This window comes from Sulfurivirga sp., from assembly GCF_015490265.1.
Lineage (GTDB): Bacteria > Pseudomonadota > Gammaproteobacteria > Thiomicrospirales > Thiomicrospiraceae > Sulfurivirga.
The window spans coordinates 17,116-41,338 of record NZ_WFYD01000035.1; the positions used below are offsets into that span (position 1 = coordinate 17,116).

The window sequence follows — 24,223 nt, forward strand, 5'->3', positions numbered from 1 at the left end:
TCATTCTCCTGCCTGCTGATTCAGATTGCGGATGGCTTTGTGGACGGCCAGCTCGGCCAGCGCGGCGTTGAGGGCGGCGTCCAGCTGCGCCTGCTGGGCCAGCAGCAGATCGCGCAGGGACAGTTCGCCTTGCTGCCATGCCTGTTCGGACAGTTTCAGCGCCTCGTCGGCGGCGGCGAGCTGTGCTCTGGCGGGCGCAAGACCGGTGCGGGCCTGCTCCAGTTCGGCCTTGGCGGCAATGAGCGCCTGTTTCAGGTCCCGCTTCGCCACCGCCAGGCGGGCGGCGTTCTCCCGCCGGGTCAGCGCCGCCCCAGCCCGGCTCAGCTGCAAATCGGAGGATTTGCCCAGGGGCAGCGAAATTTCCGCCACGATCAGTGTGTCGTCCGGCGTGTTGTCGGCGCTTTCCCGTCTGGCGCCCAGATAGAGTTCGTAGTTAGGGCGGGCTTCCCATGCCGCCTTGTCCGCCTGAGCGCTGGACAGTTTCAGCTGCGCCCTGAGGTGGCGGATGCGGGGGTGGCGTTCGATGATGGCAGTCAGGTTGGAGAGATCAGCGGCCCTGGGCTGTTCATTGAGAAGCGCGGTCAGCCGCTGTTCGGTCAGAGTGATGCCCCATGCCTTGAGCAGGGCGCGGGCGGCATTGAGGCCTGCTTCCGCCGCGGCGGCGCGGGCCTGTGCCTCACTCAGGCGCTGGCGAGCCAGTGCCAGATCCAGTTTGCTGCCGGCTCCGGCGCTCACCTGGCTTTCCACCAGAGAAAAAAGGCGTTGCGCCTGTTTAAGCCGTTGATGGGCATTGCGGGCGATCAGCGCCTTTTCCGCCACCGCATCCAGCAGGCGGCGGGCAATGCCGCGGGACTGCCAGGCCAGATACGCCTGCTGTGTCTGGCTCAGCTGGCTGAAGCTGTCGGCCAGCCTGCCATAGACCTCACCCTGATTGAGGCGCTTGAGTGGCAGGGTGAGGCCGGCTTCGAAGTTCATCACCCCTTCGCGGCCAGCGATCTGGCCGTTCTCGTGGTTGAGCGTCAGCGTGCTGTTGCCCAGCAGCGTGTCGCCGGCCGTACGGGCGTTCTGTGCCAGCGCATCATAGGCTTCGGTCAGGGTGCGTTCCGGCTGGTGCTGCAGGATGGTTCGGCTCCAGTCGGTCACCGTGTCGGCGAGGCTGAGGCCGGGCAGCAGCGCTGCGGTCAGCATCAGGGTCAGTCTGAATTTCATGGCCCACTCCTTGAGGATGTTGTGGGTCAGTCTATGCGGTCAAGCTGAAAGCAGGCTGAAAATCAGGCGGGAAAGGTGAGCGTGACCCTGAGGCCGCCGTGAGCGCTGCGGGAAAAGTCGAGCCGGGCGCCATACTGACGGGCGATGTCGCTGACCACGGCCAGCCCGATGCCGTTTTCCGAACGGCGCTCGTCCAGCCGGCGACCACGCTGACCCAGCTGAGGCAGCTGCTCATCCGGCACGCCGGGGCCGTCGTCTTCCACCGTCAGGGTGAGAGAGCCCTTATCATGCCGCAGGGTGAGCCAGACGGTATGCCGCGCCCATTTGCAGGCGTTGTCCAGCAGATTGCCCAGCAGTTCAAAGGCGTCCCCCCGCTCCAGCGGCAGGGTGGTGAGCGGGCCTGTGTCCAATTGCAGAACGCAGTCTGGATGGAGGCGCTTCAGGCTGTCGATGAGGCCAGGCAGGTCGTCGGTCAGGGAGAAGGCCGCCTCACCCAGGGTGCCGCCGGCCACCCGGGCCTGACGCAGGGTGCGTTCGCTGATCGCCTGCAGCCGCTCCGCCTGTTGGCGCAGCCCGTCACGCACCTGCGGGCAATGGTTCAGGGCCGGGTCCTCCAGCTGCTGAAAGAGCAGCTGCAGGGGCGTTTTCAGGCTGTGGGCCAGGTCGGCATTGGCGTGGCGGAAGCGTTCCAGTTGCTGGTGCAGCTGGCCGAGGGTCTCCCGCAGGGTGTCCACCAGTGGGGCCACTTCGGCGGGCAGGTCAGGGGGCGGCTCGTCGAGGACATGCGGCGACTGATGGGCCCGTGCGATGCGTCGCTGTACCTGTTGCAGCGGTGCGAAACCGGTGCGCAGCACATGACGCACCCACAGCAGCATGCCGGCGAGTGTGATGAGCGCCAGCAGGGAGAACAGCAGGTCGAAACGGTGCAGCGCCTGCTGAATGGGCATGTGGTTTTCCGCCACGAAGACGTGGATGGAATGGCCGTCGATTCGGGCGGGGGTGTGCAGCACCAGCACCTTCTCTTCGCCCCCGTCCGGTGCGGGGCCGAGGGTTTCATAGGGGTTGTCCGGTGGCGGCTGGGGCGTCCACAGGTGATAGCCGTTCAGCGAAGGCGAGGCGAGTCGCTGCCCGTCGGCTTCGACCACATAGTAGTGGCCGCTGCCCGGACGCAGGTAGATGGATTCGATGGCGTTCTGCTGCAGCGTGAGCCGCCCCTGCTGGAAGCGCACATGACGCAGCAGCTGTTCGGTGTCGTGTTCCAGACGGGTGACCAGATACTGTTCCACCAGTGTATGAATCGTCCAGGTGGTCGCCCCCCATAGCAGAAGCAGCAGGGTGGTGAGTGCTGCCAGCAGTCCGATCTGCAGCCGTTGTTGCAGACTGCGGCGTTCAGCGGCCATTGTCCGTCTCCGTCAGGCGGTAGCCCTGCCCGCGCAGAGTCTGGATGCGTTCAGGGCCGATCAGTTTGCGCAGGCGGCGCACATAGACTTCCACCATGTTGGTGTCCCGTGCGTCCGGGTCGTCGGTGATCGCCTCCAGCAGGGCGAGTTTGTCCACCACCTGTCCGGGGCGGCGCATGAGCGCGCGCAGCAGGGCGAATTCCGCCGCCGTGAGGGTGTGGAGGTGGCCGTCCACCTCCACTTCGCGCCGATCCAGATACAGGGTGAGGTCACCGGCCCGCAGCGTCTGGCCGTCGTCACTGTGGCCCAGGCGGCGCAGCAGGGCGGTGACGCGGGCCCGCAGTTCCTCGAAGTGGAACGGCTTGCCCAGATAGTCGTCGGCACCTGCTTGCAATCCCTCGACCCGCTCCTGCCAGGCGTTGCGGGCGGTGAGAATCAGCACCGGGGTGGTGTCGCTCTCGGCACGGCGGGTGCGCAGCAGTGTCAGCCCGTCGGTGCCGGGCAGCCCCAGATCCAGCAGCACCAGATCGAAATCCTGTTCACGCCAGTGCCACAGGCCGTCATCCCCGTCGGTGGCGGTGATGACTTCGTACCCCTGCGCTTCAAAGCGTTGTCTGAGGTGGGCGGCAATATCCGGTTCGTCTTCGATCAGCAGCAGGCGCATGGCATGTCCGGCAAGTGGAGATGGAAATATTGTGCCGCAAAGGGGCGTCGAAGTCCCGTCTCAATGGGGTCTCCCCCGATTTTGCAGAGTCGATTTTTCAAGCGTCCGGCTTGAGGCAGAAATAGCAGGAAAAGGCGGAGAAATGGTTGTCCAGGGACGCAGGAATGTTTTTGCAAGGTCGGTGTTTCGCCGCGCTGGAATGCGCGGTGAATCGCCCTGAAAAGGCGGCTGTATGGGGGTTTCAGGTGTCTGTGTAGTAGAGACGGGCGATCAGGTCGATCAGCCGTTCCAGCTGCAGCCCGAAGGCGTTGGGCGTGTCGTCTTCATTCAGCCCCTCGGTGGCCAGCAGGTCGGACAGGGCGTCCAGCAGCCTTTCCATGGTGTCGCGGTCCAGTTGCACGCCATGTCTGTCTCCTCGCAGGGGATGGGTCTTCAGAGGCATGATGCGTGTGTTGATCAGTTCAAGCTCGCTGCTGTTCAGAGTAAGCGTTGTCCGTGCAGGGTTCATGGCGTTCCTCCGGCTGCAGAAGACGGGGTCTCCCCCATTTTTGCAAGGTCGGTGTTTCGTCGCGCGCCTCGACGCCGGGAAATGGTCGCAAAAAGCGGGCAAATGGCCATTTCAGTGCGCTGGAACGGGGTCTCCCCTGATTTTACGGGATCGTGTGTCAGCCGCGCGGAACGGTGTCGGGGAAATGCGCCGTCAGGCGGGTTTTCGCGCCACCAGCCAGGCGTAGCGGCGTTTTTCGCCGTCTGTGTCTGGCAGCCAGCCTTCGCCGTGCACGTCCACCGTCCAGTCAGCGAAAACGGCAGTCAGCTCGCCGCTTTCGAGGTAGTAGTCGGGATTTTTCGGGGCGTTGGGCTGCACCGGGGCGAGGAAGGTCTGCCACAACAGCAGGCCGCCCGGCCTGACCAGCGCCCGGATGTCGTCGAAGGCGCTGCGGTCGAGCCAGCGGCTGATGGCCACCACGTCAAACTGCGCCTCGGGCCAAGGGCGCTGCTCCAGATCCACCTGCCGGGCGGTGATGGGCAGTTTGTAAGCCTGAGCATAGCGGTTGAGCAGCTCGACGGCCCGGTCGCTGATGTCCCAGGCGTCCACCTGCAGGCCGCAGCGGGCGAGAAAACGGGCGTTGCCGCCGAGGCCTGCGGCCAGATCCAGTGCCGTGCCGGTTAGCGGCAGCAGGCGGGTGTGCTGGCGCACCACCCAGGCCGGCTCGGCCAGGGTGGACAGTTCGGCGTCGCGGTATTTTTCGTTCCACTTGTCGCGAGTATGCATGGTGTCAGGCTTTCCAGAATGCGCGGGTGAAGATGACCAGCAGGGTGAACAGTTCGAGGCGGCCCAGCAGCATGGCGAAGGTGAGCAGCCATTTGGCCGCGTCCGGCAGGTGCTGGAAGTTGGCGCCGACTTCGCCGAGGCCGGGGCCGAGGTTGTTGAGCGTAGCGGCCACGGCGGAGAAGGCGGTGACGGTGTCCAATCCCAGCGCCATGAGCGCCAGCCCCAGCGCGCCGGAGATGAACACATAGAGGGAGAAGAAGCCCCACACGGCGGAGATGACGCTTTCGGGCACCACGCGACCGTTGAGTTTGAGCGGCATCAGCGCGTTGGGGTGGAGCAGGCGGACGATCTCGCGCAGGCCCTGCCGGTAGAGCAGCAGCACGCGGATGACCTTCATGCCGCCGCCGGTGGAACCGGCGGAACCGCCGATGAAGCTCATCATCACCAGCATGACGGGCACGAAGGCGGGCCAGCTGAGGTAGTCGGTGCTGGCAAAGCCGGTGGTGGTGGCCAGCGAGATGGTCTGGAAGCTGGCGTAGCGCAGCGCCGTCTGCCAGTCGGGGTAGGTGTGGGTCAGCAGCAGATAGCCGGTGCTGATGAGAATGCCGGCGCTGAGCACGAAGGCGTAGGCGCGGAACTCCGGATCCAGCAGGTAGGTGCGCAGGCTCAGATGCCGCCAGGCGGTGAAGTGCAGGGCGAAATTGACCCCGGCGATGAACATGAACACCATGGCGATGGTCTCGATGGCCACGCTGTCGAAGTGGCCGATGCTGGCGTCATGGGTGGAGAAGCCGCCGATGGCCACGGTGGAGAAGGCGTGTCCGATGGCGTCGAAGGTGTTCATGCCGGCGGCCCAGTAGGCCAGTGCGCACAGGACGGTGAGGGCTACGTAGATGAGCCACAGGGTGCGTGCCGTCTCGCTGATGCGCGGGGCCAGCTTGCTGTCCTTCATGGGGCCGGGGGTTTCGGCGCGGTAGAGCTGCATGCCGCCGATGCCCAGCATGGGCAGGATGGCCACCGCCAGCACGATGATGCCCATGCCGCCGAGCCACTGCAGCTGTTGGCGGTACCACAGAATGGCGTGGGGCAGGTCATCCAGCCCGGTCATGACAGTGGCGCCGGTGGTGGTTAGGCCGGAGAAGGATTCGAAGATGGCGTCGGTGATGCTCAGCTCCACGCCCCGGGCGAAGTGCAGCGGAATCGCACCCACCAGTCCCAGAACCGTCCAGAAGGTGATGACCACCAGAAAGCCGTCCTTGATCTTGAGATCGGCGCGGGCATGGCGGGTGAGGTACCACAGCAGCCCGCCCACCGTAAGCGTCAGCAGCAGGGTGGCGGAAAAGGAGAACAGCGCCCCGTCGCCGTAGATGAGCGCCACCACGATCGGTGGCACCAGACTGAGACTGTAGACGGTGATCAGGATGCCGATGATTTTGAGGATCATCTTCAGGTGCATGTCACAGCCACCAGTGCTTCCGTGCGGTTTCTTCGGGCGCGAACAGTTCGTAGACCGCCTCCAGGCTTGCCTTGCTGGCGGCGAACAGCACGATGTGGTCTTCGGCTTCAATCACCAGATCCTTACGGGCGAAGATGACCTGGCCCTCGCGCACGATGGCGCCGACGGTGACTTCCTCCGGCCAGGGAATGTCGATCAGGCGCCGGCCGATCACCCGTGAAGTGTTTTCGGAGCCATGCACCACCAGTTCGATGGCCTCCGCCGTGCCGCGGCGCAGGGTGACGGCGCGCACCGTGTCGCCGGCGCGCAGGTAGTGCAGCAGCCGGTTGGTGGTGATGCGGTCGGCGGAGATGGCGACATCAATCTGGTTCAGATGGAGCAGGTCCACATAGGACTGGTTGTTGATCAGCGAGATGACCCGCTTGACCCCCAGCTTCTTGGCCAGCAGGCTGGAGATGATGTTGGCCTCGTCCCGGTTGGTGACGGTGATGAACAGGTCGATGTCGTCGATGTTCTCGTCCTGCAGCAGCGCCTTGTCGGTGATGTCACCGTGCACCACGATGGTGTTGTCCAGCTGTTCGGCCAGAAAGCGCGCCCGCTGCAGGTTATGCTCGATCACCTTGACATTGTGGTCGTGCTCCAGCTGGCGTGCCAGCGCCAGGCCGATATTGCCGCCGCCGGCGATCATGATGTTGCGCGAGTCGCTGCGGCGGTTCTTCTGGCGGCGCAGCGCGCGGGAGATGGCGTCGATGTCCTGCGGACGGGCGAGGAAGAACACCTCGTCGTTTTCCCGGATGACCGTATCGCCCCGGGGCAGCACCACTTCGTTGTCCCGGTAGATGGCCACGATGCGGGTTTCGATGCCCTTGTCCAGCAGCTGCTTGAGCTCGGCGATGGTGTGGTCCACCATGCGGGCGCCGTATTCGGCGCGGAAGGCCACCAGCCGGAGCTTGCCGTCGGCGAAGTCGATCACCTGCAGTGCGCCCGGATGGCTGACCAGCCGCAGAATGTGCTCGGTGACCAGGTTCTCCGGACTGATGAGCACGTCCACCGCCAGCGCGGCGTCGTTCTCCTCACGGCGGAACAGGGCCGGGTGGTTCAGATAGGCGGTATTGCGCACCCGGGCGATCTTGGTGGGCGTGCGGTGCAGGATATAGGCCAGCTGGCAGGCCACCAGGTTGGTCTCGTCGGAGCGGGTGACGGCAATGAGCATGTCGGCCATCTCCAGCCCGGCCTCCTCCAGCACGTCCGGGTCGGAGGCGTGGCCGGTGACGGTGCGGATGTCCAGATGGTCCTGCAGCTTCTGCAGGTAGACCGTATCAAGGTCTACCAGCGTGATGTCGTTATCCGGCTCTCGGGCGAGCATCTCTGCCAGTGAAGTGCCCACCTGTCCGGCGCCGAGAATGATGATGTTCATGGCGCTTTGGGGTCGATGTTGAGTTGTTTGAGCTTGCGGTAGAGGTGCGTGCGTTCCAGTCCGGCCCGCTGGGCGGTCTCCGACATGTTGCCGCCGGTCTCCCGCAGCAGCTGGCGCAGGTAGGCCGCCTCGAAGGCCTCACGGGCTGCTTTCAGTGGCAGGCTGGTGTCAATGGCGCCGGCGGTGGGCTCCGCCTGCGGCGCCTGCAGCAGGCCCTGAACTTCCTCAGCCGTCACCGGCCCCTCTCCCTGCAGCAGACAGCGCTGGATGAGGTTCTGCAGTTCCAGCAGGTTGCCGGGCCAGCTGTGCAGGCGCAGGGCGTTGAGGGCGCTGATGTCGAAGGGCCGCCAGGTGAGGCCCTGGGTGCGCGCCAGCCGATCGGTGAAGTATTCCACCAGCTCCGGCAGGTCGTCGAGGCGCTGGCGTAGCGGCGGCACTTCGATGGTGGTCAGATCAAAGCGCTGCGCCAGCTGGGGCAGAAAATCTTCGTGGTGGGACAGGGGCGCATCGCTCAGTCCGAACAGACGCACATCCAGCTGCATGGGAGCCTCCGTGCCCGGTCGCTTGAGCGTCCCGTCCTGCAGCAGGCCCAGCAGGGTGCTCTGCCACTCGGCATCCAGCCGGTGGATGTCGTTGATCACCAGCGTGCCGCCATTGACCCGGGCCAGCTCACCCAGCTGCAGGGCGCCGTCCTCACCGGCCTGCCCCAGCCAGTGGGTCTTTTCGGCATTGAGCTGCTGGGCGTCCACCACCAGCAGCGGACGCTCCTTGCGGGGGCTCTGTCGATGCACGGCGCGGGCGAACTGGTGGCGGCCACTGCCGCGCTCGCCCAGCAGCAGCACCGGCATGGTGTAGCGGGCCAGCCGCTCGGCATCGGCCCGCAACGCCTGCATGGCGCGGCTCTTGCCGATCAGCTCGCTGTCCCAGTGGCGCTGACCGTCCAGCTGACGCTCGCGCCGGGCCAGTTTCAGGTGCTTGAGCGCCCGCTCGGTGGCCACCAGCAGGCGATTGAGAGAGATGGGTTTTTCCAGAAAATCCCATGCGCCGAGGCGGGTGGCCTCCACCGCGGTGGAGATGGTGCCGTGGCCGGAGATCATGATCACGTTGGTGTGGGTCAGCAGCCCTTCGTCCTTCATCTGCCGCAGCAGGGTGATGCCGTCGATGTCGGGCATCCATACGTCGAGAAAGACCACGTCCGGTACCTGCTGGCGCCACGCCTCGCGGGCCTGCACGCCGTTGGCGGCGGTGGTGACCCGGTAGCCCTCGTCCTGGAGGATTTCGCCGATCAGTTCGCGGATGTCCCGTTCGTCATCCACGACCAGAATGTCGCCGCGGTGACTGCTCATCGGGTGTGGGTGAGGGGCAAGGTGATCATAAAGCAGGTTCGCTGTCCGCTGCGGGTGACTTGTATCGTTCCATTATGCTCTTCGACGATTTTTTTGACAACCGCGAGCCCCAGCCCCGTGCCCTTGGGCTTGTCGGTGGCGTAGGGTTCGAAGATCCAAGTCAGCTCCTTCTCGCCCAGACCGGGGCCGTTGTCGCACACCGACAGGGTCAGCACGCCGCCTTCGCAGCGGCTGGCGAGCCACAGGGTCGGTTCGGGCTGCTGCTCGCACGCCTCGATGCCGTTCTTGATCAGGTTGTGCAGCAGCTGACGCAGGCGGTTGGGGTCCGCCTCCACCTGCGGGCAGGCGGGATCGGTGTCCAGCTGCAGGGTCAGGCCGGGGCGGGTGTAGAGCTGGATCATCTGCTCCAGCAGCGTGTTGACGTCCACCGGCTCCAGCGCCAGCTCCGGCGAGCGGGCGTAGTCGGCGAAGGCGTCCACCAGCGTCTGCATAGTGACCACCTGATCCACGATGGTGCCGGTGAGCTTCTCCAGCAGCGCCCGTTCCTCCTCGGGCAGCTGGCGTCCCAGCTTGAAGGCGAGCCGCTCGGCTGACAGGCGGATGGGGGTGAGCGGGTTCTTGATCTCGTGGGCCAGGCGCACGGCCACCTCGTGCCAGGCGGCGTGGCGCTGCGCCTGCACCAGATCGGTGATGTCCTCGAAGATGACCACATGCCCGCCGGTATGGCTGCTGGTCAGCGGTGTGCCCTGCACCAGCAGGATGCGCTCGCCCGACGGGGTGGACTGGTTCAGCTGCAGCTGCCAGTGGCCATGAGCCTCATGGATCAGCGGGGCGATCTGCTGCCAGAAGGGGCGCAGCGCCAGAAACGGCCCCTGTTCCACCAGCCGGGGCAGCGGCGTCTGGCCGGCCTCCTCCAGCGGAGCGCCCAGCAGTTGCTCGGCGCGCTGATTGAAAAGGCGGATGCGCAGCTGGCTGTCGAGGGTGATGACGCCGCTGGTGAGGCTGGAGATGATCGCCTGCAGGTAGGCGCGCTGGATCTCCACCTGCTGGTGGTTGACCCGGGCGGTGTGCTGGGCGCGCCTGAGCTGGCGCACCATGTCGTTGAAGGAGCGGATCAGCTCGCCCAGTTCGTTGTCCGGCCCTTCGTGGCGGATGGGTTCCATCTCGCCGGCGCTGACGCGGCGGGTGGCGCGGGTGAGCTGACGGATCGGGCGGGTGAAGTTGCTCACCAGCTGAATAGTGAACAGCAGGGTGGACAGCAGCGCCAGCAGCAGCACCAGCGTGAGGGAAACGGCCATGGCGGTCTTGAGCGGCTGGCGCAGATAGGCGCGCTGCTGATACTGGGCCAGCGCCGTCTGCACCGTTTCGGCCAGCTGGGTCTGTTCCGCGGGGATGGGGAAAATGGCCTGCAGCATGCGCGGGCGGGGGCCGAGCTTCAGCGGAATCATCACCCGGTAGAAGGCGCGGCGCAGTTCCCCCTTGCCCTCTTCCTCAATGGCGGCGTAGGTAAGACCCTTGCGCACCTGCTGGACGATGTTCTCCGGCGGCGGGTGGGGCAGGGCGCTGGCGGTCTGGCTGGTGGTGCTGAAGGCGATGGGTTGGCCGTCGTCGCTGAACAGGGCCACTTCCTCGGCATTGAGCAGCTTGCGCAGGCGGTCCAGCGCCAGCGCGGGAGTCTGATCCAGCTCGGTGGCGAAGGTCTGAGCGCTGGACTGGGTCAGGTTGAGCAGGGTGCGCGTCTGGTTGTCCAGCGTCATGCGGGTGAGGCTGACGGCGTTCTGCAGGGCGGTTTCCGTCTTGACGTCAAACCAGGCGTCGATGCCCTGATAGAGAAACTGCAGGGCGAACAGGTAGATGACCAGCACCGGTGCGCCCACCAGCGAGGTGATCAGCAGTGACAGGCGCAGGGTGATGCGGCTGCCTGGGCGGTGCTCGCGCACCTGGCGGATGAGCCGCCACAGGGTGCGCACCAGCAGCGCCAGCAGTACGATCAGGCCGCCTGCGGCGGTCAGCAGCAGTGTGGCATAGGTGCCGGCGAAGCTGGCCGCCTGCTGCAGGCTGCTGCTCAACAGCGCCAGCGCCACCAGCGTCACCGCCGTAAGCGCGCTGACCGGGCCGTACTGGCGCAGAAGACGGAGCGGATTCATCTCAGCGTTGCCATAGTTTGCGTTGATCCACGGATTCCTCCACCCAGCCGCTGTCCAGCCGCCAGGTCGGGTCGGTCAGGCTCTCCAGCCACAGGGCGGCCGGCAGACGGTTGCGGTCCAGCTGCAGCCGCAGGCGCAGGCGGTAGTCGATGCCAGGGTGCAGCTCCGCCTGGTCCACCAGATGAATGTCGCTGAAAGTGCCGAGAATGTCCAGCGCTTCTTCCAGGGTCTCCGCCTCGCTCTGACGGCCGTTGCGCAGATTGGTCAGCAGCCAGCGCCCTTGCAGGCGCGCCCGCTGAAGCCGCACCGGCACCTCCCGCTCGATGACCGTGCGCTGCCAGGGAATGAACCCCATCAGCGGGCTGTGCTCCACCAGGCGGAAACGGGTGATGAAGTAGAGGGGGATGTCATGTTCCAGCGCGTCCCGCTGGGTGGTGGAGAGCTTGATGCGCACCCGGGCGTCCACCATCAGCTGACGCTGTTCGATATGGTGCTGGAAAAAGAGCACCGTGACCTGCGCCAGGTGCTCGTGCTCCGCCCGGGCAGGCATCAGCGCCAGTGTGAGCAGCAGGCCGCTAAGGAGACTTTTCCAGCAGCGCATGGAAGAATCCGTCCATCTCCTGCACGCCGGGCAGCAGCTGGCAGCCGGGCGTGCCGTGGCAGGGCAGGTGATCGATGGGCACGAGGCGGGCATCCGGCGTGCGTGTCAGGAAGGCGTTGATCTGTCCTCTGTTTTCAGCCGCCAGCACCGAGCAGGTGGCGTAGAGCATCCGGCCGCCCGGTTTGAGCAGCGGCCACAGGGCGTCCAGAATGGCCGCCTGCGTGCGGGTGAGGGCTTCAATGTCTTCGGGTGTGCGGTGCCACTTGATGTCCGGATGGCGGCGGATGATGCCGGTGGCCGAGCAGGGGGCGTCCAACAGAATGCGGTCGAAGGGTTCGCCGTCCCACCAGTCGTCGGGGCGGGCGGCATCTCCCTGGCGCACCTGCGCGTGCAGGCGCAGGCGCTCAAGGTTTTCCTGCAGCCGCTCGATGCGTGCGGGGTCCTTCTCCAGCGCCAGCACATGGGTCTGATCGCGGGTCAGTTCCAGCAGGTGGGTGGTCTTGCCGCCCGGCGCGGCGCAGGCGTCCAGAATGCGCTCGCCCGGCCGCGGATCGAGCAGGTGGGCCGCCTGCTGGGCGGCGGCGTCCTGCACCGAGAACCAGCCCTCATCGAAGCCGGGCAGGCGGCGCACGTCCGTGCCTTCCCGCAGCACCACCGCCTGAGGCGCCAGCGGATGGGGCCGAGGATCGAGCGCCGCCACATCCGGCAGGGCCATGAAGGCATCACGCTCGATTTTCAGCGGATTGACCCGCAGCGTCAGCGGGGGGTCTTCGTTGTTGGCCTCAAGGATCTGCGACCAGTGGTCGGGCCAGTCCCGTTTCAGCCGGTCGATCAGCCAGTCGGGGTGGCTGTAGCGGGCGCGGTCGCAGCAGGCCAGCCAGCGGGCGCGTTCTGCTTCATCGGTGCGGGTCAGGTTGCGCAGCACGCCGTTGATCAGCCCCCGCGCCCACTGTTTCTTCTTCGGCAGCAGGCGGATGGTTTCGTTGACGGCGGCGTGGGCGGGAATGGCATCCATGAAGTGGAGCTGAAAGGCGCCCAGTTCCAGCAGCAGGCCGATGTCCGCGTCCCGTGCCTTGAGGGGCCGTTTCATCAGGGGCTTCAGCAGCGCCTGCAGGCTGCCGTGCCAGCGCAGCACGCCGAACAGCAGCTTCTGCAGTAGCGGGCGCGCCTGCGGCGGGCAGCGGGACAGCAGTTCGGACTGCACGGCGCTCAGCGAGCGCCCCTCAAGCAGAACGGCCTTCAGACCCTCGAACGCCAACGCGCGGGCATTCATGCGGCGTGTGAGTCGCTGCCGGCGGTCAGCGTGTTTTCGTACAGGTCAATGATGGGGAAGCAGAGTTCGAAGTCGTCCCATTCCAGATCCCCGTCCGTAATGCGGAAACGTGTAAAGTGTTCCGGCTCGGCATAACGGCGGATCAGAGGATTGGGATGCCGTACCAGGAAGGGAGCAAAGTCCACCTCACGGCTTTCACCCGTATTGAATGTAAGCCGCAGTTTGAGCGGTCCGGTCTGTTCTGCATGCGTGATGGCCAGATAGGGCGCGTTCATCGGATGCTACCCTCAATTTCGATGCATTTGAGCGGGCGGTGGTAGACGAAATAGTCCACCCAGCTTCTGACAATTGTATCAGCAAAGGCGTTGACGACCGTTTCGAACGCCTTGCATTTGGCTGGCGGTAGCGGGCGTTTGCCACGGACGGGCAGAATCTCGATGCTGCGGATTTGTCCATTTTCGATGTGGAAGACGGCCTTGTTTTCACAGCCCTGAAAACGGCCATGCACATGAACGGGCTCATGCTCGTTGCTGTAGAAGAAAACCAGCACCCCAAGATACCTGAACAGCTTGGGCACGGTTCAGCCTCCCAGTCGTTTACCGAGCAGGGCGTGACCGTTGGCGAAGTCGGCGGCGGGCATGGGGCGCTTGCCAGCGGGCTGAAGCGTGTGCACCCGCAACAGGCCTTCGCCGCAGGCGATGTCGATGCCGTCCCGTTCCACCAGAATGACCTCGCCCGGGGTGTCATGGTGCGGGCCGGGCAGGGCGGTGGCGGTCAGCAGCTTGAGCGGCTTGCCGTCCAGTTGGGTGAAGGCGGTCGGCCAGGGGCTGAAGGCATGGATCTTGCGGCGGATGACTTCGGCCGGCTGAGACCAGTCGATCTCACCTTCCGCCTTGGTGAGCTTTTTGGCGTAGGTGGCCTGGCTTTCGTCCTGCGGTTCGGGCGTGAGCCGGTCCAGATTTTCCAGCGCCTCGACGATGGCCTCGGCGCCCAGCGCGCTCAGGCGGTCGTGCAGGGTCTGGGCGGTGTCCTGCGGGGTGATGGGTGTGGTCTTTTTCAGCAGCATGGGACCGGTGTCCAGGCCTTCGTCCATCTGCATGATGGTCACGCCCGTTTCCGCATCGCCCGCCTCGATGGCGCGCTGAATGGGCGCGGCGCCCCGCCAGCGGGGCAGCAGCGAGGCGTGGATGTTGAGACAGCCTTTTTTCGGCGTGTCCAGAATGGCACGGGGCAGGATGAGGCCATAGGCCACCACCACCATCACTTCCGGTTCGAGGGCGGCCAGTTGCGCCCGCGCTTCGGGTGTTTTCAGGGTTTCCGGCTGAAAGACGGGCAGGCCGTGTTCCTGCGCCACCTGCTTGACGGGACTGGGACGCAGTTTCATGCCGCGGCCCGCGGGCCGGTCGGGCTGGGTGTAGACGCCGACGATCTGGTGGCCGGCGTCGATCAGCGCCCGCAGGGGGGCGACGGAGAATTCGGGCGTGCCGGCGAAGACAACTCTCACGCTTTCCGTTCCTTGCGGTATTTCTGCAGCAGGCGGTTGCGCTTGAGGCCAGAGAGGTGGTCGATGAACAGCACGCCGTTGAGATGGTCGATCTCGTGCTGCAGGCACACCGCCAGCAGGTCTTCCGCCTCGATCTCCACCGGCTGACCGTCACGGTCCAGCCCGCGCACCTTCACTTTGGAGGGGCGGCGCACCTTGGCGTAGATGCCGGGCAGGGAGAGGCAGCCCTCTTCGTATTCGATCAGCCCGTCGCTGGCGACGATCTCCGGATTGACCAGCGCAATGGGCTGGCTCTTGTCCTCGGTGACGTCCGCCACCAGCACGCGGATGTCACGACCCACCTGCGGGGCGGCTAGGCCGATGCCCGGGGCGTCGTACATGGTGTAGAGCATGTCGTCGATCAGATTGGCGATCTCGTCCGACATCTCCACCGGCTTGCACTGGGTGCGCAGGATTTCGTCAGGGTAGAGGCGGATGTCCAGCTTGTCCATGGGGCGGTGTGTTCAATTCGTTGTCCGGACGTTTATTATAGGCGCCATGGACGAGATGACCCGCATCTTCTGGCATCAGGCGCTGCAGGCTGCACTGACCGCGCCACAGGCGCAGGCGCTGTGGCAGACATGGGGGGCGACGGCGGTGGAGGTACCCGTGGCCGAACTGGTGGCGCAGGGGCTGACGGACAGTCAGGCGGCCCGTTTCCGGCAGGTGGATGATGAGGCGCTGGGCCGTTTCGAGGCATGGCTGGGGCAGGAACATCACTGGCTGATGACCTGTCTGGATGCGGACTGGCCGCCGCTGCTGGCGCAGTTGAGCGACGCACCGGCGATGCTGCTGGGGCTGGGCAGCCGTGCGTTGCTGTCGGATCCACAGATCGCCATTGTGGGGGCGCGCCATGCCAGCCGAGAGGGGCTGCGCAACGCGGAAACCTTCGCCGAGGCGCTGTCGCAGGCGGGCATCGCCGTCACCAGCGGGCTGGCGCACGGCATCGATGCGGCCGCCCATCGGGGGGCGCTGAAAGGACCGGGCGGCACCGTGGCGGTAGTGGGCACCGGGCCGGACCGGGTCTATCCGGCGGCCAACCGCGAGCTGGCTCACCAGATTGCCGAACAGGGTGCGCTGGTGTCGGAGTTTCCGCTGGGCACGCCGCCCAGGGCGCAGAACTTTCCCCGCCGCAACCGCATCGTCAGCGGCCTGAGCGTGGGCACGCTGGTGGTGGAGGCGGCCGAACGCAGCGGCTCGCTCATCACCGCCCGGCTGGCCAGCCAGCAGGGGCGGGAGGTGTTCGCCATTCCCGGCTCCATCCACAACCCCATGGCTCGGGGCTGTCACAGGCTGATCCGTCAGGGCGCCAAGCTGGTGGAGACGGCGCAGGACATTCTCGAAGAGGTCTTTCCCCAGTTGCAGGCGCGGCTGGCGCTTGATGAGACGGCGCCTGCCGTGGATACGGCATCGCTTTCGACCGAGGCGCGGCAGCTGCTGGATCAGGTGGACTTCGACCCGGTGTCGCTGGACGAGCTGGCAGTGCGCACCCGCTGGCCGGTGTCCAGTCTGCAGGGGGCGTTGCTGGAGCTTGAGCTGGCCGGCTGTGTGGAGGCGCTCCCCGGCGGGCAGTATCGAAGAATTTGCTGATCGGCGCTTGTGGCGGTGCGTTTTTCCGCTACCTTATTAAATAAACACGCAGGCGCATGCTGCGCCATGATCACTATCTGGAAGCGTCTATGAAGAATCTGGTCATTGTGGAATCGCCCGCCAAGGCGAAGACCATCGAGAAATTCCTCGGCAAGGATTTCACCGTCCGTTCCAGCTACGGGCATATCCGCGATCTGCCCAAGAAGGGGATGGGGGTGGACATTGAACACGGCTTCAAGCCCACCTATGAGATCTCGCCGGACAAGAAGAAGGTGGTGGCCGAGTTGCGCAAGCTGGCCAAGGAGGCGGAGGCCGTCTGGCTGGCCACGGATGAGGACCGCGAGGGGGAGGCCATCGCCTGGCATCTGGCCGAGGCGCTCAAGCTGGACAAGGCGACCACGCGGCGCATCGTGTTCCATGAGATCACCAGGCCGGCCATCGAGCAGGCGGTGGCCGCGCCGCGCACCATTGACATGAACCTGGTGGACGCCCAGCAGGCGCGCCGCATTCTCGACCGCATCGTCGGTTTCGAACTCTCACCCATTCTGTGGAAGAAGATCCGCACGGGGCTTTCCGCCGGTCGGGTGCAGTCGGTGGCGGTGCGCCTGATCGTGGAGCGGGAGCGGGAGATTCAGGCCTTCGAGCCGGAGATCAGCTTCAAGGTGGCCGGCGAGCTGCTCAATGGCAGCGGCGAGGTGGTGCCCGTGCGGCTGGATGCGGCCTTTGACTCCGAATCCGCGGCCCACACTTTTCTGGAGGCAGCCGGACTCAGCCGCATGACCGTGGCCAGCGTGGAGAAGAAGCCGGCGAAACGCAGCCCCAAACCACCGTTTACCACCTCCACCCTGCAGCAGGAGGCGGCGCAGAAGCTGGGCTTTTCCGTGCGTCAGACCATGAGTCTGGCCCAGCGGCTGTATGAGGCGGGCAAGATCACCTACATGCGTACCGACTCGGTCAACCTGTCGGAGCTGGCCATCGCGCAGGCGCGGGAGGTGATCAGCGCCGAGTATGGCCCTGAGTTCGTGCAGACGCGCCACTACAAGAGCAAGAGCGCCAATGCGCAGGAGGCCCATGAGGCCATCCGACCCACGGATCTGGCCGCAGAGGTCGTCTCCTCCGACCGCAATGAACAGCGTCTGTATGAGCTGATCCGCCGTCGCACGCTGGCCTCCCAGATGGCAGACGCCCGTCTTGAGCGCACCACGGTGCAGGTGACCCTGTCGGAGCGACCCGAGAAACTGGTGGCCAAAGGGGAGGTGATCCAGTTTCCCGGCTTCATGCGCGCCTATGGGGATGAGGAGGCCAAAAACACCCTGCTGCCGGCGCTGACCGAAGGGGAGGCGCTGTCGCTGGGCACCCTCAGCGCCCGTCAGAGCTTCAGCCGCCCGCCTGCCCGCTACAACGAGGCGGCGCTGGTGCGCACGCTGGAGGAGCTGGGCATCGGCCGGCCGTCCACCTACGCGCCTACCATCGACACCATTCAGCAGCGCGGCTATGTGGTCAAGGAGGATCGCGAAGGCGTCGAGCGCAGCTACCGGGTGCTGACGCTGGATGACAGTGGGCAGGTGACCTCGGAGACCCGCACTGAGACTACCGGCGCCGAGCGGGCCAAGCTGTTCCCCACCGACATCGCCGGGGTGGTGACCGACTTTCTCGTCAAGCACTTCGGCGAGATCATGGACTACCACTTCACCGCCCATGTGGAGGAGGAGCTGGATGAGATCGCCGCCGGCGAGCTGGCCTGGCGCAGGATGCTGGAAGCGTTTTACGCCCGCTTCCATCCCAAGGTGGAGGCCGCCGAGCATGTCTCCCGCGAGGAAGCGGGTCAGGTGCGTCATCTGGGCACCGACCCGAAGACCGGCAAGCCGGTGATGGTCAAGGTGGGCCGCTATGGGGCCTATGTTCAGCTGGGCGATGGGGGCGAGGATGGTGAAGAAAAGCCGGTCTTTGCCAGCCTCAAACCCGGTCAGCGCATGGACACGCTCACGCTGGAGGAGGCGCTGGAGCTGTTCAAGCTGCCGCGGGAAATCGGCCGGATGCCGGAGGATTTTTCCGTCACCGCCGCCGACGGCACCCTGTTCGAAGTGAAGAAAGGGGCGACGCTGACCGCCAAACGCGGGCCCTTCGGGCCCTATCTGGAGTTCGGCCCCAAACAGTATGCGCCGCTCAAGGGCTATGACCCGCTTTCCATGACGCTGGAGGAAGCGGTGGATGTGGTCAAGGCTCATCTGGCGGCGCAGGCGGACAAGATCGTGCGCAGTTTCCCGGGCACGAGCATCAAGATTCTCAAGGGGCGCTGGGGACCCTACATCACCGATACGGAAACGAAGAAGAACGCCAAGATCGCCAAGAACGAAGATCCCCTGGCGCTGACGCTGGAAGAGTGCCGAAAGCGCTTGGATGAAGCGCCGGAGCCGAAGCGTCGCGGGCGTCGCGTGGCACGCAGGAAATCCTGAAGGAGGGGGCCATGAAACCTGAACCGAACCGGGAGACGGAGGTCAAGCTGGACATCGGCCTTGCGGTGCTGCTCACCATGGTGGGCGTGGTATTGCTGGCGGTGCTGCTGCTGGCGCTGATGGCCTTCGCGCCGGTGATTCTGGCGCTGCTGTCGGCGTGGATCGCCTGGACCGAGTGGCGCCGCACTCGCCGGCTGGGGCTGGACCATCGGGGCTACCGCTGGCTGGGGCGGTTCTGGTTCGTGGCTTTCTGGAGTATTCTCGGCGTGGCCGGCGTGCTCATCTTCGCCGCGTGGATGGAGTATGCGCTGGTCTACAACGAGATTAGGGTGGCCATCGCGACCGCGTGGCACAAGTACACTTGGCCCTATCTGTGGACCTTCGGCGGCGTGTTCGTGCTGGTTCTGCTGGTGCTGGGCGTCGAGCGGGCGTGGATTACGGTGAGGGGGCGCTTCGAGCAGTGGGTGCGTGCCCATGAATGAACGCCGGCGGCAGATCGGCATCGGTCTGACGGGACTGATACTGTGGGCCATGAGCCTGCCGTGGGTCGTGCAGATCGTGCAATTCGGGCTGGCGCGGGGCACCGGTTCCGCCATGGACATGCTGGTGGTGGCGGCCATGATCGCCATGAGCGTGTCGGTGCTGGCATGGATCTGTCAGCTGTGCCTGCCCGGTCGGGTGGGGCGGCTGCGCTGGTGGCTGATCGGCGTGCTGCTGGGGCTGGCGGTGTATGGCTGGATCAGCGTCAATGTGCTCATGGCGCCGGAAAAGGTGTTTGACGGCATGCCGCTGTGGCAGGTTGCGGTGATGACGCTGGGGCCGGTGGGGCTGACCGGCTGGCTGCTGCTCAGTCTGCCCTATTACTGGGGGCTGTTCCGCCGCTGAGCCGGCCGGCATCGCGCTGGTCGGGCGCTGTTCCGGGGCCGGTCAGATGCTGTCGTCTGCCTGCAGGCGTGCTTCCATTTCTTCGGTCAGCAGTGGCCTGCTGAACAGGTAGCCTTGGAGCAGATCCACGTTCAGCTGGTGCAGGGCCTCGGCCTGCTCTTCGGTCTCCACACCCTCGGCCACCACTTCCAGACCCAGCGCATGGGCGAAGTTGACCGCGTGTTCCACGATGATGCGGTCCTTGTCGCTGTGGAGCATGCCTTTGACGAAGCGCAGGTCAATCTTGAGCTGATCCAGCGGCAGGCGGCTGACCAGGTCAAGGTTGGCGTGGCCGGTGCCGAAGTCGTCCAGCGACAGGTGACAGCCCATCTGGTCGAGCAGGTGGATAGCCTCGTTCACCTCCGGGCTGTCCTCAGCCACCATGGTTTCGGTCAGCTCGAGCGTGGCGTCGGCCGGAGCGATGCCGTGCTTTTCCAATGTGGGGCAGATCTGCGCCATGTAGGCGCGGCTGCGCAGCGTGGCGGCGGAGAGGTTGAACGCCAGCGAGCGGCCGCGGGTCCAGCCCTGCTGCTGCCAGCGGCTCCAGGTGGCCAGCGCCGTGTGCAGCACCCATTCGTCAATGCCGCGGATCAGTCCGGTCTCTTCCGCCAGCGGGATGAATTCCGCAGGTGAGACCCATTCCCCTTCATGCTGCCAGCGCAGCAGCACCTCGAAGCTCTCCCAGCGTCCGGTGCGGGCATTGACCTTGGGCTGCCATGCCAGCTGGAAACCGTCGGTGCGCAGGGCGTGTCGCAGCCCGGCCAGCAGGCGGCTGCGTCGGTCCAGATCCTGTGCCAGGGAGGCGTCATAGACGCGCCAGTCCTGATCGCGCACCTTGTGCTTGATGGAGAGCATGGCCGCATCGGCGGCCTTGATGAGGGTGACCCAGTCGTCGGCGTGTCGGGGCCAGGCGGCGGCGCCGATGGTGATGCCCACCTGCAGGGTCATCTTCTCGATGGCGAAGGGTTCGCGCACGGCTTCAGAAATGCGGGCGGCCAGTGTATCCGGCGTGTCGGCATCACCGGGCCAGCAGAGCAGGAACTCATCCCCGCCGTAGCGGCCGACGAAGGCATCTTCCGGCAGCAGGTTTTTCAGTCGATGGGCCAGTTCCTGCAACAGGCGATCGCCCACCGGATGGCCGAGACTGTCGTTGATGGCCTTGAAGTTGTCCAGATCAAGAAACAGCAGCCAGAAGGGGCGTTTCTGCTCAATCTGCCGACGCAGCTGCTCAATGAAGGTGTGGCGGTTGAGCAGTTCGGTGAGCGGGTCCAGCCGGCTGAGCCGCTCGATTTCGGCGCGGGCCCGTTCTTCCTCGGTGATGTCGGAGAAGATGCCGATATAGCCGATCTTTTCGCCCCGCTCGTCCTGGAGCACGGCCGCGGTGAGCCGTTCCGGGTAGATTTCGCCATTGGCGCGGCGGTTCCACAGCACCACCGAGATGCTGCCTTCGCGGCAGAGGGTCTGCCAGAAGCGTTCGTAGAAGGCTTTGTCATGGCGGCCGGATTTGAGCAGGGTGGGGCTTTTGCCCAGCACGTCTTTCTCCCGGTAGCCGGTGATTTGCTCGAAAGCGGGGTTGACGGCGACGATGCGGTTGTCGGGATCGGTGATCATGATGGCCAGCGGGGCGTGTTCGAACAGCTGGGCGTAGATGGTCAGCTGCCGTTTCTGCTGCTCCAGCTGGTCGATCTGCTCGCGGGTGCGGCTGAGCAGCTGGCTGAGGGTGCGGCTGAGCACGCCCACTTCGTCCTTACGCCGCAGTTCGGGGAGCTTGAGCGGCTCGTGCCCGGCGAGGATGCGGCGGGCGTGTTCAGTGAGTGTTTCCAGCGGATGAAAGAAATGGTTGACCAGCACGAAAAACAGCAGAGTGATGGTGGCCAGGGCGACGATGAGCACGGCGGTGCTGTTTTCCACGAAGCTCCGCGCTTCGGCAAAGGCGCTCTCCACCGGCTGGCGCACGGCGATGATCCAGTCCAGTCCGGGCAGTTCGTGGTGCGCCTTGTAGAGGAATTGAGTCAGATAGGGGCGGTTGTCGTCCGGCCAGACGGTCACACCACTCCAGCCGCCGCGCAGCACGGCCTGACGGAAGGCGGTCATGCCGTCAAAGGTCATGGCGTGGGAGGGCAGTTTTTCGGTGCCCATGAGCAGGCGGCCGGTGTGGTCCAGCACCAGAATTTCGCTGTCGCCGATGTGGCTGAGTTCGGCAATGCGGTGGCGGGCGGCGAAGGCGAAATCCCAGCCCAGATGCATGCACAGCACGCCAGCCAGCTTCCCGTTGCTGTCGAGCACGGGGGCGGAGATGTCCATCAGCCGCAGGGGCAGGTCGTCCCATTTGGGTTTGGGCATCAGCTTCGCCAGCAGAAAGGCGTCGTGCACATTGCCTAAATGCAGCCCTTTCTTCCCTTCGATGAACCATTCCCGATGGGCGACGTTCTTGCCGGTGAGCAGGTTGCCCGTGTCCACGATGATGGTGCCGTTGGCGTCGGTCATGCCGATCCAGGCGATGGTGGGGTCGGTGTCGCGTATCCGTTCGAGCAGTTTCCGCCGGTCGGCCATGGAGATGTCGGGGTCGGTCAGGCGGGGCAGCTGGCTGAGCAGTTGCACCTGATCGGCGTGGGTGCGCAGGGTGGCCACCAGCTGGTCGTTCATGCGCTGGGCGATCTGGCACAGCAGCTCGGCGGCGTGCCGGTGAATCAGCGCTTCGGTCTGGCGGGTCTGGTACTGGGTGACCCAGACGAGCATGAGCGCCAGCGCCACCACCAGTGCGGCCAGCAGTCTGAAGCGAATGGAATGGAGGTTGAAAAAGCCCACCTGTGGTTCACAGCCTCACCAAAACATGGGGTCTCCCCTGATTTTACCGGGTGGGCTCGGCACTGCTCCAAAAAAGACTGATGAATAATTGATATTTATCAGGTTTGGGGCGGTTTTTAGGGAAATTTATGACTTGTCGGTGTTTTTGGCGCCGTAGAGGGTGTTCGGGTCTATATCCGGGTCCGTGAGAATGGCGGCCGGCTCCGGCCACAGGCGGGTGTAGAAGCAACTTTTTCGACCGGTGTGGCAGGCGGGGCCAGTCTGATCCACCCGCAGGAGCACGGCGTCACCGTCGCAGTCGATACGGATCTCCTTCACATGCTGAACCATGCCGGATTCCTCGCCCTTGCGCCACAGCTTCTGCCGGGAGCGGGACCAGTAGCAGGCGCGGCCGGTGGCGAGCGTCTCGCGCAGGGCGGTCTCGTTCATCCAGGCGAGCATGAGCACCTCACCGGTGTCATGCTGCTGGGCGATGGCGGCCACCAGCCCGTTGGCGTCCCATTTGAGGCTGGCGATCAGCGCGTCCGGATTGAGCTGGGTGCCTTTGGGCAGTTTTTCCCGATCGTGCGCGTTCATGACTTCTGTTTGGCCTGGGCGAAGGCAAGCGCCAGCAGGTTGTTGCTCACCTGCGGCTCCTTCTTCTTCGGTTTCTTCTTGGGCTGGATGTCCGCCTTGCGGCCCCGCTCAAGCATGGCGTGGAACAGTTCCATGGTGGCGCGGGCATCATCCAGCGCGTCGTGGGCGTCACCCGGGAAGGGCCGGCCCAGCACCTTTTCGTAGGCATCGGTCAGTTTGGGTGTCTTGAAGAACCAGTACTGGCGCTCGCTGTGCCAGCGCATGGCGCCCACCAGGTCCCGGGCCAGTTCGGCCACGTCGATCCAGGTGGCGTAGTCCAGCTCGAAGGGCAGCTGTTTCTTGCCGGCGGTGTTTTCCAGATAGGCGAAGTCGCTTTCGGTGCTGTAGGCGAGCACGTGGTCGGCGTCCAGCAGCAGCTGGTGGAGGCGGTCCCAGATCTGGGTGGCGTAGGGAGCGTCCTGCACCATTTCGGTGGTGATGTTGTGCTTTTCGTTCTCCGGAATGTCGTAGCCCGGGTTGATCAGCTGGTTGAGCACCTCATCGCCTTTCTCATCGCACAGGGAGACCTGAATGATGTCCGCCTCCGGCTTGGTGGAGACGTCGGTGGCCTCGATGTCGATGCACAGCAGCTTCTTGCCATCCAGATCACGGGCCAGCTGCTTGAGTTTGTAGAGGGCGTCATTGCGTCGTTGGCGGATCAGCTCGATGGCCTCGCTGGCGAGGAATTCCTTCACCAGCTTTTCCACCTGCTGGCGCAGCTTGGGGATGGAGCGGCGCAGCGCCTCGCGCACGGCTTCGTCCTCGCTGGCCTGCTCGATCAGCGCATCAAGCGGCACCGGCTGCTCCGGTTCGATCTCGAAGCGGTTGAGGGTGGCCTCGACGATCTTTTTCAGGTTGAAGTCGTAATCTTCCAGCGGCGGCAGCACCAGCTGCGCCTTGAGCAGGGCGGTCTCACCCTTGGCGGGGGAGGCCATCACCTCCACGCCGCGCAGGGTGAGGCCGTCGGAGGCGGCCACGGCCACCAGATAGTCCTTGAGGGGCTGGGAGCGTTTGTCCAGCAGAATGAGTTGTGCGTTCGACATGAAATGCGGGCCCTGATGATGAGAGGGGAATTTTACGGGATCGGGCGCAGGGCTGCACGCCGGCAGAAACGAAAAAGCCGGGCTGGGGCCCGGCTTTTCGCTGTGGTCGAAAGGGTGGATCAACCTTTGGCGTTGGCGTAGTTTTCCGCCACCTTGTCCCAGTTGACCACGTCCCACCATGCCTGCAGGTAGTCGGGACGGCGGTTCTGATAACGCAGGTAGTAGGCGTGCTCCCATACGTCCACGCCAAGAATGGGCGTGCCCTTGACTTCGGCCACGTCCATCAGCGGGTTGTCCTGGTTGGGGGTGGAGGTGACCACCAGCTTGCCGCTGTCATCCATCACCAGCCATGCCCAGCCGGAGCCGAAGCGGGTCAGGCCGGCCTGAATCAGCTGCTGCTTGAAGTCGTCGAAGCTGCCGAAAGTGCTGTCAATGGCCTCACGCAGCTCGCCGGCAGG

23 protein-coding genes are annotated in these 24,223 nt (G+C 65.1%); 4 read left to right on the forward strand and 19 right to left on the reverse strand.

The annotated features are described in order from the left end of the window. The 15 genes from F8K16_RS02605 to def all read right to left on the reverse strand — a co-directional run bounded on the left by F8K16_RS02605 (position 1) and on the right by def (position 14,781). On the reverse strand, positions 1–1,209 hold the full coding sequence (locus tag F8K16_RS02605) for a TolC family protein (protein ID WP_294946541.1): 1,209 nt from the start codon (positions 1,207–1,209) through the stop codon (positions 1–3). Between the two features lie 62 nt (positions 1,210–1,271). Then, positions 1,272–2,609, reverse strand: coding sequence for a sensor histidine kinase (locus tag F8K16_RS02610; RefSeq protein ID WP_294946543.1), 1,338 nt, complete (start codon positions 2,607–2,609; stop codon positions 1,272–1,274). After that, complete coding sequence (locus tag F8K16_RS02615) at positions 2,599–3,273, reverse strand: response regulator transcription factor (RefSeq protein ID WP_294946546.1); 675 nt, start codon at positions 3,271–3,273, stop codon at positions 2,599–2,601. The genes F8K16_RS02610 and F8K16_RS02615 overlap by 11 nt, the downstream gene beginning before the upstream one ends. 241 nt (positions 3,274–3,514) lie before the next feature. Beyond that, complete coding sequence (locus F8K16_RS02620) at positions 3,515–3,781, reverse strand: hypothetical protein (RefSeq protein ID WP_294946548.1); 267 nt, start codon at positions 3,779–3,781, stop codon at positions 3,515–3,517. A 192-nt stretch (positions 3,782–3,973) separates the two neighbouring features. Further along, positions 3,974–4,546: a bifunctional 2-polyprenyl-6-hydroxyphenol methylase/3-demethylubiquinol 3-O-methyltransferase UbiG gene (locus tag F8K16_RS02625; RefSeq protein WP_294946551.1), complete on the reverse strand. Its 573-nt coding sequence runs from the start codon at positions 4,544–4,546 to the stop codon at positions 3,974–3,976. Between the two features lie 4 nt (positions 4,547–4,550). After that, positions 4,551–6,002 (reverse strand): TrkH family potassium uptake protein, encoded by a 1,452-nt coding sequence (locus F8K16_RS02630; protein ID WP_294946554.1) that lies wholly within the window; start codon positions 6,000–6,002, stop codon positions 4,551–4,553. Between the two features lies 1 nt (position 6,003). After that, entirely contained in the window at positions 6,004–7,419 is a 1,416-nt protein-coding gene (gene trkA / locus F8K16_RS02635) for a Trk system potassium transporter TrkA (RefSeq protein ID WP_294946556.1), read from the reverse strand. Beyond that, positions 7,416–8,765 carry a sigma-54 dependent transcriptional regulator gene (locus F8K16_RS02640; protein WP_294946559.1) on the reverse strand — a complete coding sequence of 450 codons (1,350 nt, stop codon included), beginning with the start codon at positions 8,763–8,765 and terminating at the stop codon, positions 7,416–7,418. Before F8K16_RS02640 ends, trkA begins: the two co-directional genes overlap by 4 nt. Continuing rightward, a complete protein-coding gene (locus tag F8K16_RS02645) occupies positions 8,762–10,912 on the reverse strand; it encodes an ATP-binding protein (RefSeq protein WP_294946561.1) in 2,151 nt (716 codons plus the stop codon). Before F8K16_RS02645 ends, F8K16_RS02640 begins: the two co-directional genes overlap by 4 nt. A gap of 1 nt (position 10,913) precedes the next feature. Beyond that, positions 10,914–11,513 carry a DUF4390 domain-containing protein gene (locus tag F8K16_RS02650; RefSeq protein WP_294946563.1) on the reverse strand — a complete coding sequence of 200 codons (600 nt, stop codon included), beginning with the start codon at positions 11,511–11,513 and terminating at the stop codon, positions 10,914–10,916. After that, positions 11,488–12,786: a 16S rRNA (cytosine(967)-C(5))-methyltransferase RsmB gene (rsmB, locus tag F8K16_RS02655; RefSeq protein ID WP_294946566.1), complete on the reverse strand. Its 1,299-nt coding sequence runs from the start codon at positions 12,784–12,786 to the stop codon at positions 11,488–11,490. Before rsmB ends, F8K16_RS02650 begins: the two co-directional genes overlap by 26 nt. Beyond that, positions 12,783–13,061 carry a DUF2442 domain-containing protein gene (locus tag F8K16_RS02660; RefSeq protein WP_294946567.1) on the reverse strand — a complete coding sequence of 93 codons (279 nt, stop codon included), beginning with the start codon at positions 13,059–13,061 and terminating at the stop codon, positions 12,783–12,785. The genes rsmB and F8K16_RS02660 overlap by 4 nt, the downstream gene beginning before the upstream one ends. After that, the gene (locus F8K16_RS02665; protein WP_294946568.1) at positions 13,058–13,363 is read right to left on the reverse strand and encodes a DUF4160 domain-containing protein; all 306 of its coding nucleotides are present in this window, start codon (positions 13,361–13,363) and stop codon (positions 13,058–13,060) included. Before F8K16_RS02665 ends, F8K16_RS02660 begins: the two co-directional genes overlap by 4 nt. Before the next feature lie 3 nt (positions 13,364–13,366). Further along, complete coding sequence (gene fmt / locus F8K16_RS02670) at positions 13,367–14,290, reverse strand: methionyl-tRNA formyltransferase (protein ID WP_294946570.1); 924 nt, start codon at positions 14,288–14,290, stop codon at positions 13,367–13,369. Further along, on the reverse strand, positions 14,287–14,781 hold the full coding sequence (gene def, locus F8K16_RS02675; RefSeq protein WP_294946572.1) for a peptide deformylase: 495 nt from the start codon (positions 14,779–14,781) through the stop codon (positions 14,287–14,289). Before def ends, fmt begins: the two co-directional genes overlap by 4 nt. A 46-nt stretch (positions 14,782–14,827) precedes the next feature. Between def and dprA the strand changes: the two genes are divergently transcribed. Genes dprA through F8K16_RS02695 form a run of 4 tightly spaced genes read left to right on the forward strand, consistent with a single transcriptional unit; the run spans position 14,828 to position 19,260 of the window. After that, entirely contained in the window at positions 14,828–15,919 is a 1,092-nt protein-coding gene (gene dprA, locus F8K16_RS02680) for a DNA-processing protein DprA (RefSeq protein ID WP_294946575.1), read from the forward strand. 56 nt (positions 15,920–15,975) lie between these two features. Further along, complete coding sequence (gene topA, locus F8K16_RS02685) at positions 15,976–18,375, forward strand: type I DNA topoisomerase (protein ID WP_294946578.1); 2,400 nt, start codon at positions 15,976–15,978, stop codon at positions 18,373–18,375. A gap of 11 nt (positions 18,376–18,386) precedes the next feature. Continuing rightward, a complete protein-coding gene (locus F8K16_RS02690; protein ID WP_294946580.1) occupies positions 18,387–18,857 on the forward strand; it encodes a hypothetical protein in 471 nt (156 codons plus the stop codon). After that, on the forward strand, positions 18,850–19,260 hold the full coding sequence (locus F8K16_RS02695) for a hypothetical protein (protein WP_294946582.1): 411 nt from the start codon (positions 18,850–18,852) through the stop codon (positions 19,258–19,260). Before F8K16_RS02690 ends, F8K16_RS02695 begins: the two co-directional genes overlap by 8 nt. Before the next feature lie 42 nt (positions 19,261–19,302). Here F8K16_RS02695 and F8K16_RS02700 read toward each other — a convergent pair whose 3' ends face one another. From F8K16_RS02700 to F8K16_RS02715, 4 genes are all read right to left on the reverse strand, one after another. Next, positions 19,303–22,107, reverse strand: a complete 2,805-nt coding sequence (locus tag F8K16_RS02700; protein WP_294946584.1) for an EAL domain-containing protein — start codon at positions 22,105–22,107, stop codon at positions 19,303–19,305. A gap of 126 nt (positions 22,108–22,233) precedes the next feature. Further along, the gene (gene hisI / locus F8K16_RS02705; RefSeq protein ID WP_294946587.1) at positions 22,234–22,683 is read right to left on the reverse strand and encodes a phosphoribosyl-AMP cyclohydrolase; all 450 of its coding nucleotides are present in this window, start codon (positions 22,681–22,683) and stop codon (positions 22,234–22,236) included. Continuing rightward, the gene (locus F8K16_RS02710; RefSeq protein WP_294946589.1) at positions 22,680–23,765 is read right to left on the reverse strand and encodes a 3'-5' exonuclease; all 1,086 of its coding nucleotides are present in this window, start codon (positions 23,763–23,765) and stop codon (positions 22,680–22,682) included. Before F8K16_RS02710 ends, hisI begins: the two co-directional genes overlap by 4 nt. A 119-nt stretch (positions 23,766–23,884) precedes the next feature. Continuing rightward, a partial coding sequence (locus F8K16_RS02715; RefSeq protein ID WP_294946592.1) for a superoxide dismutase occupies positions 23,885–24,223 on the reverse strand: 339 nt, incomplete at its 5' end.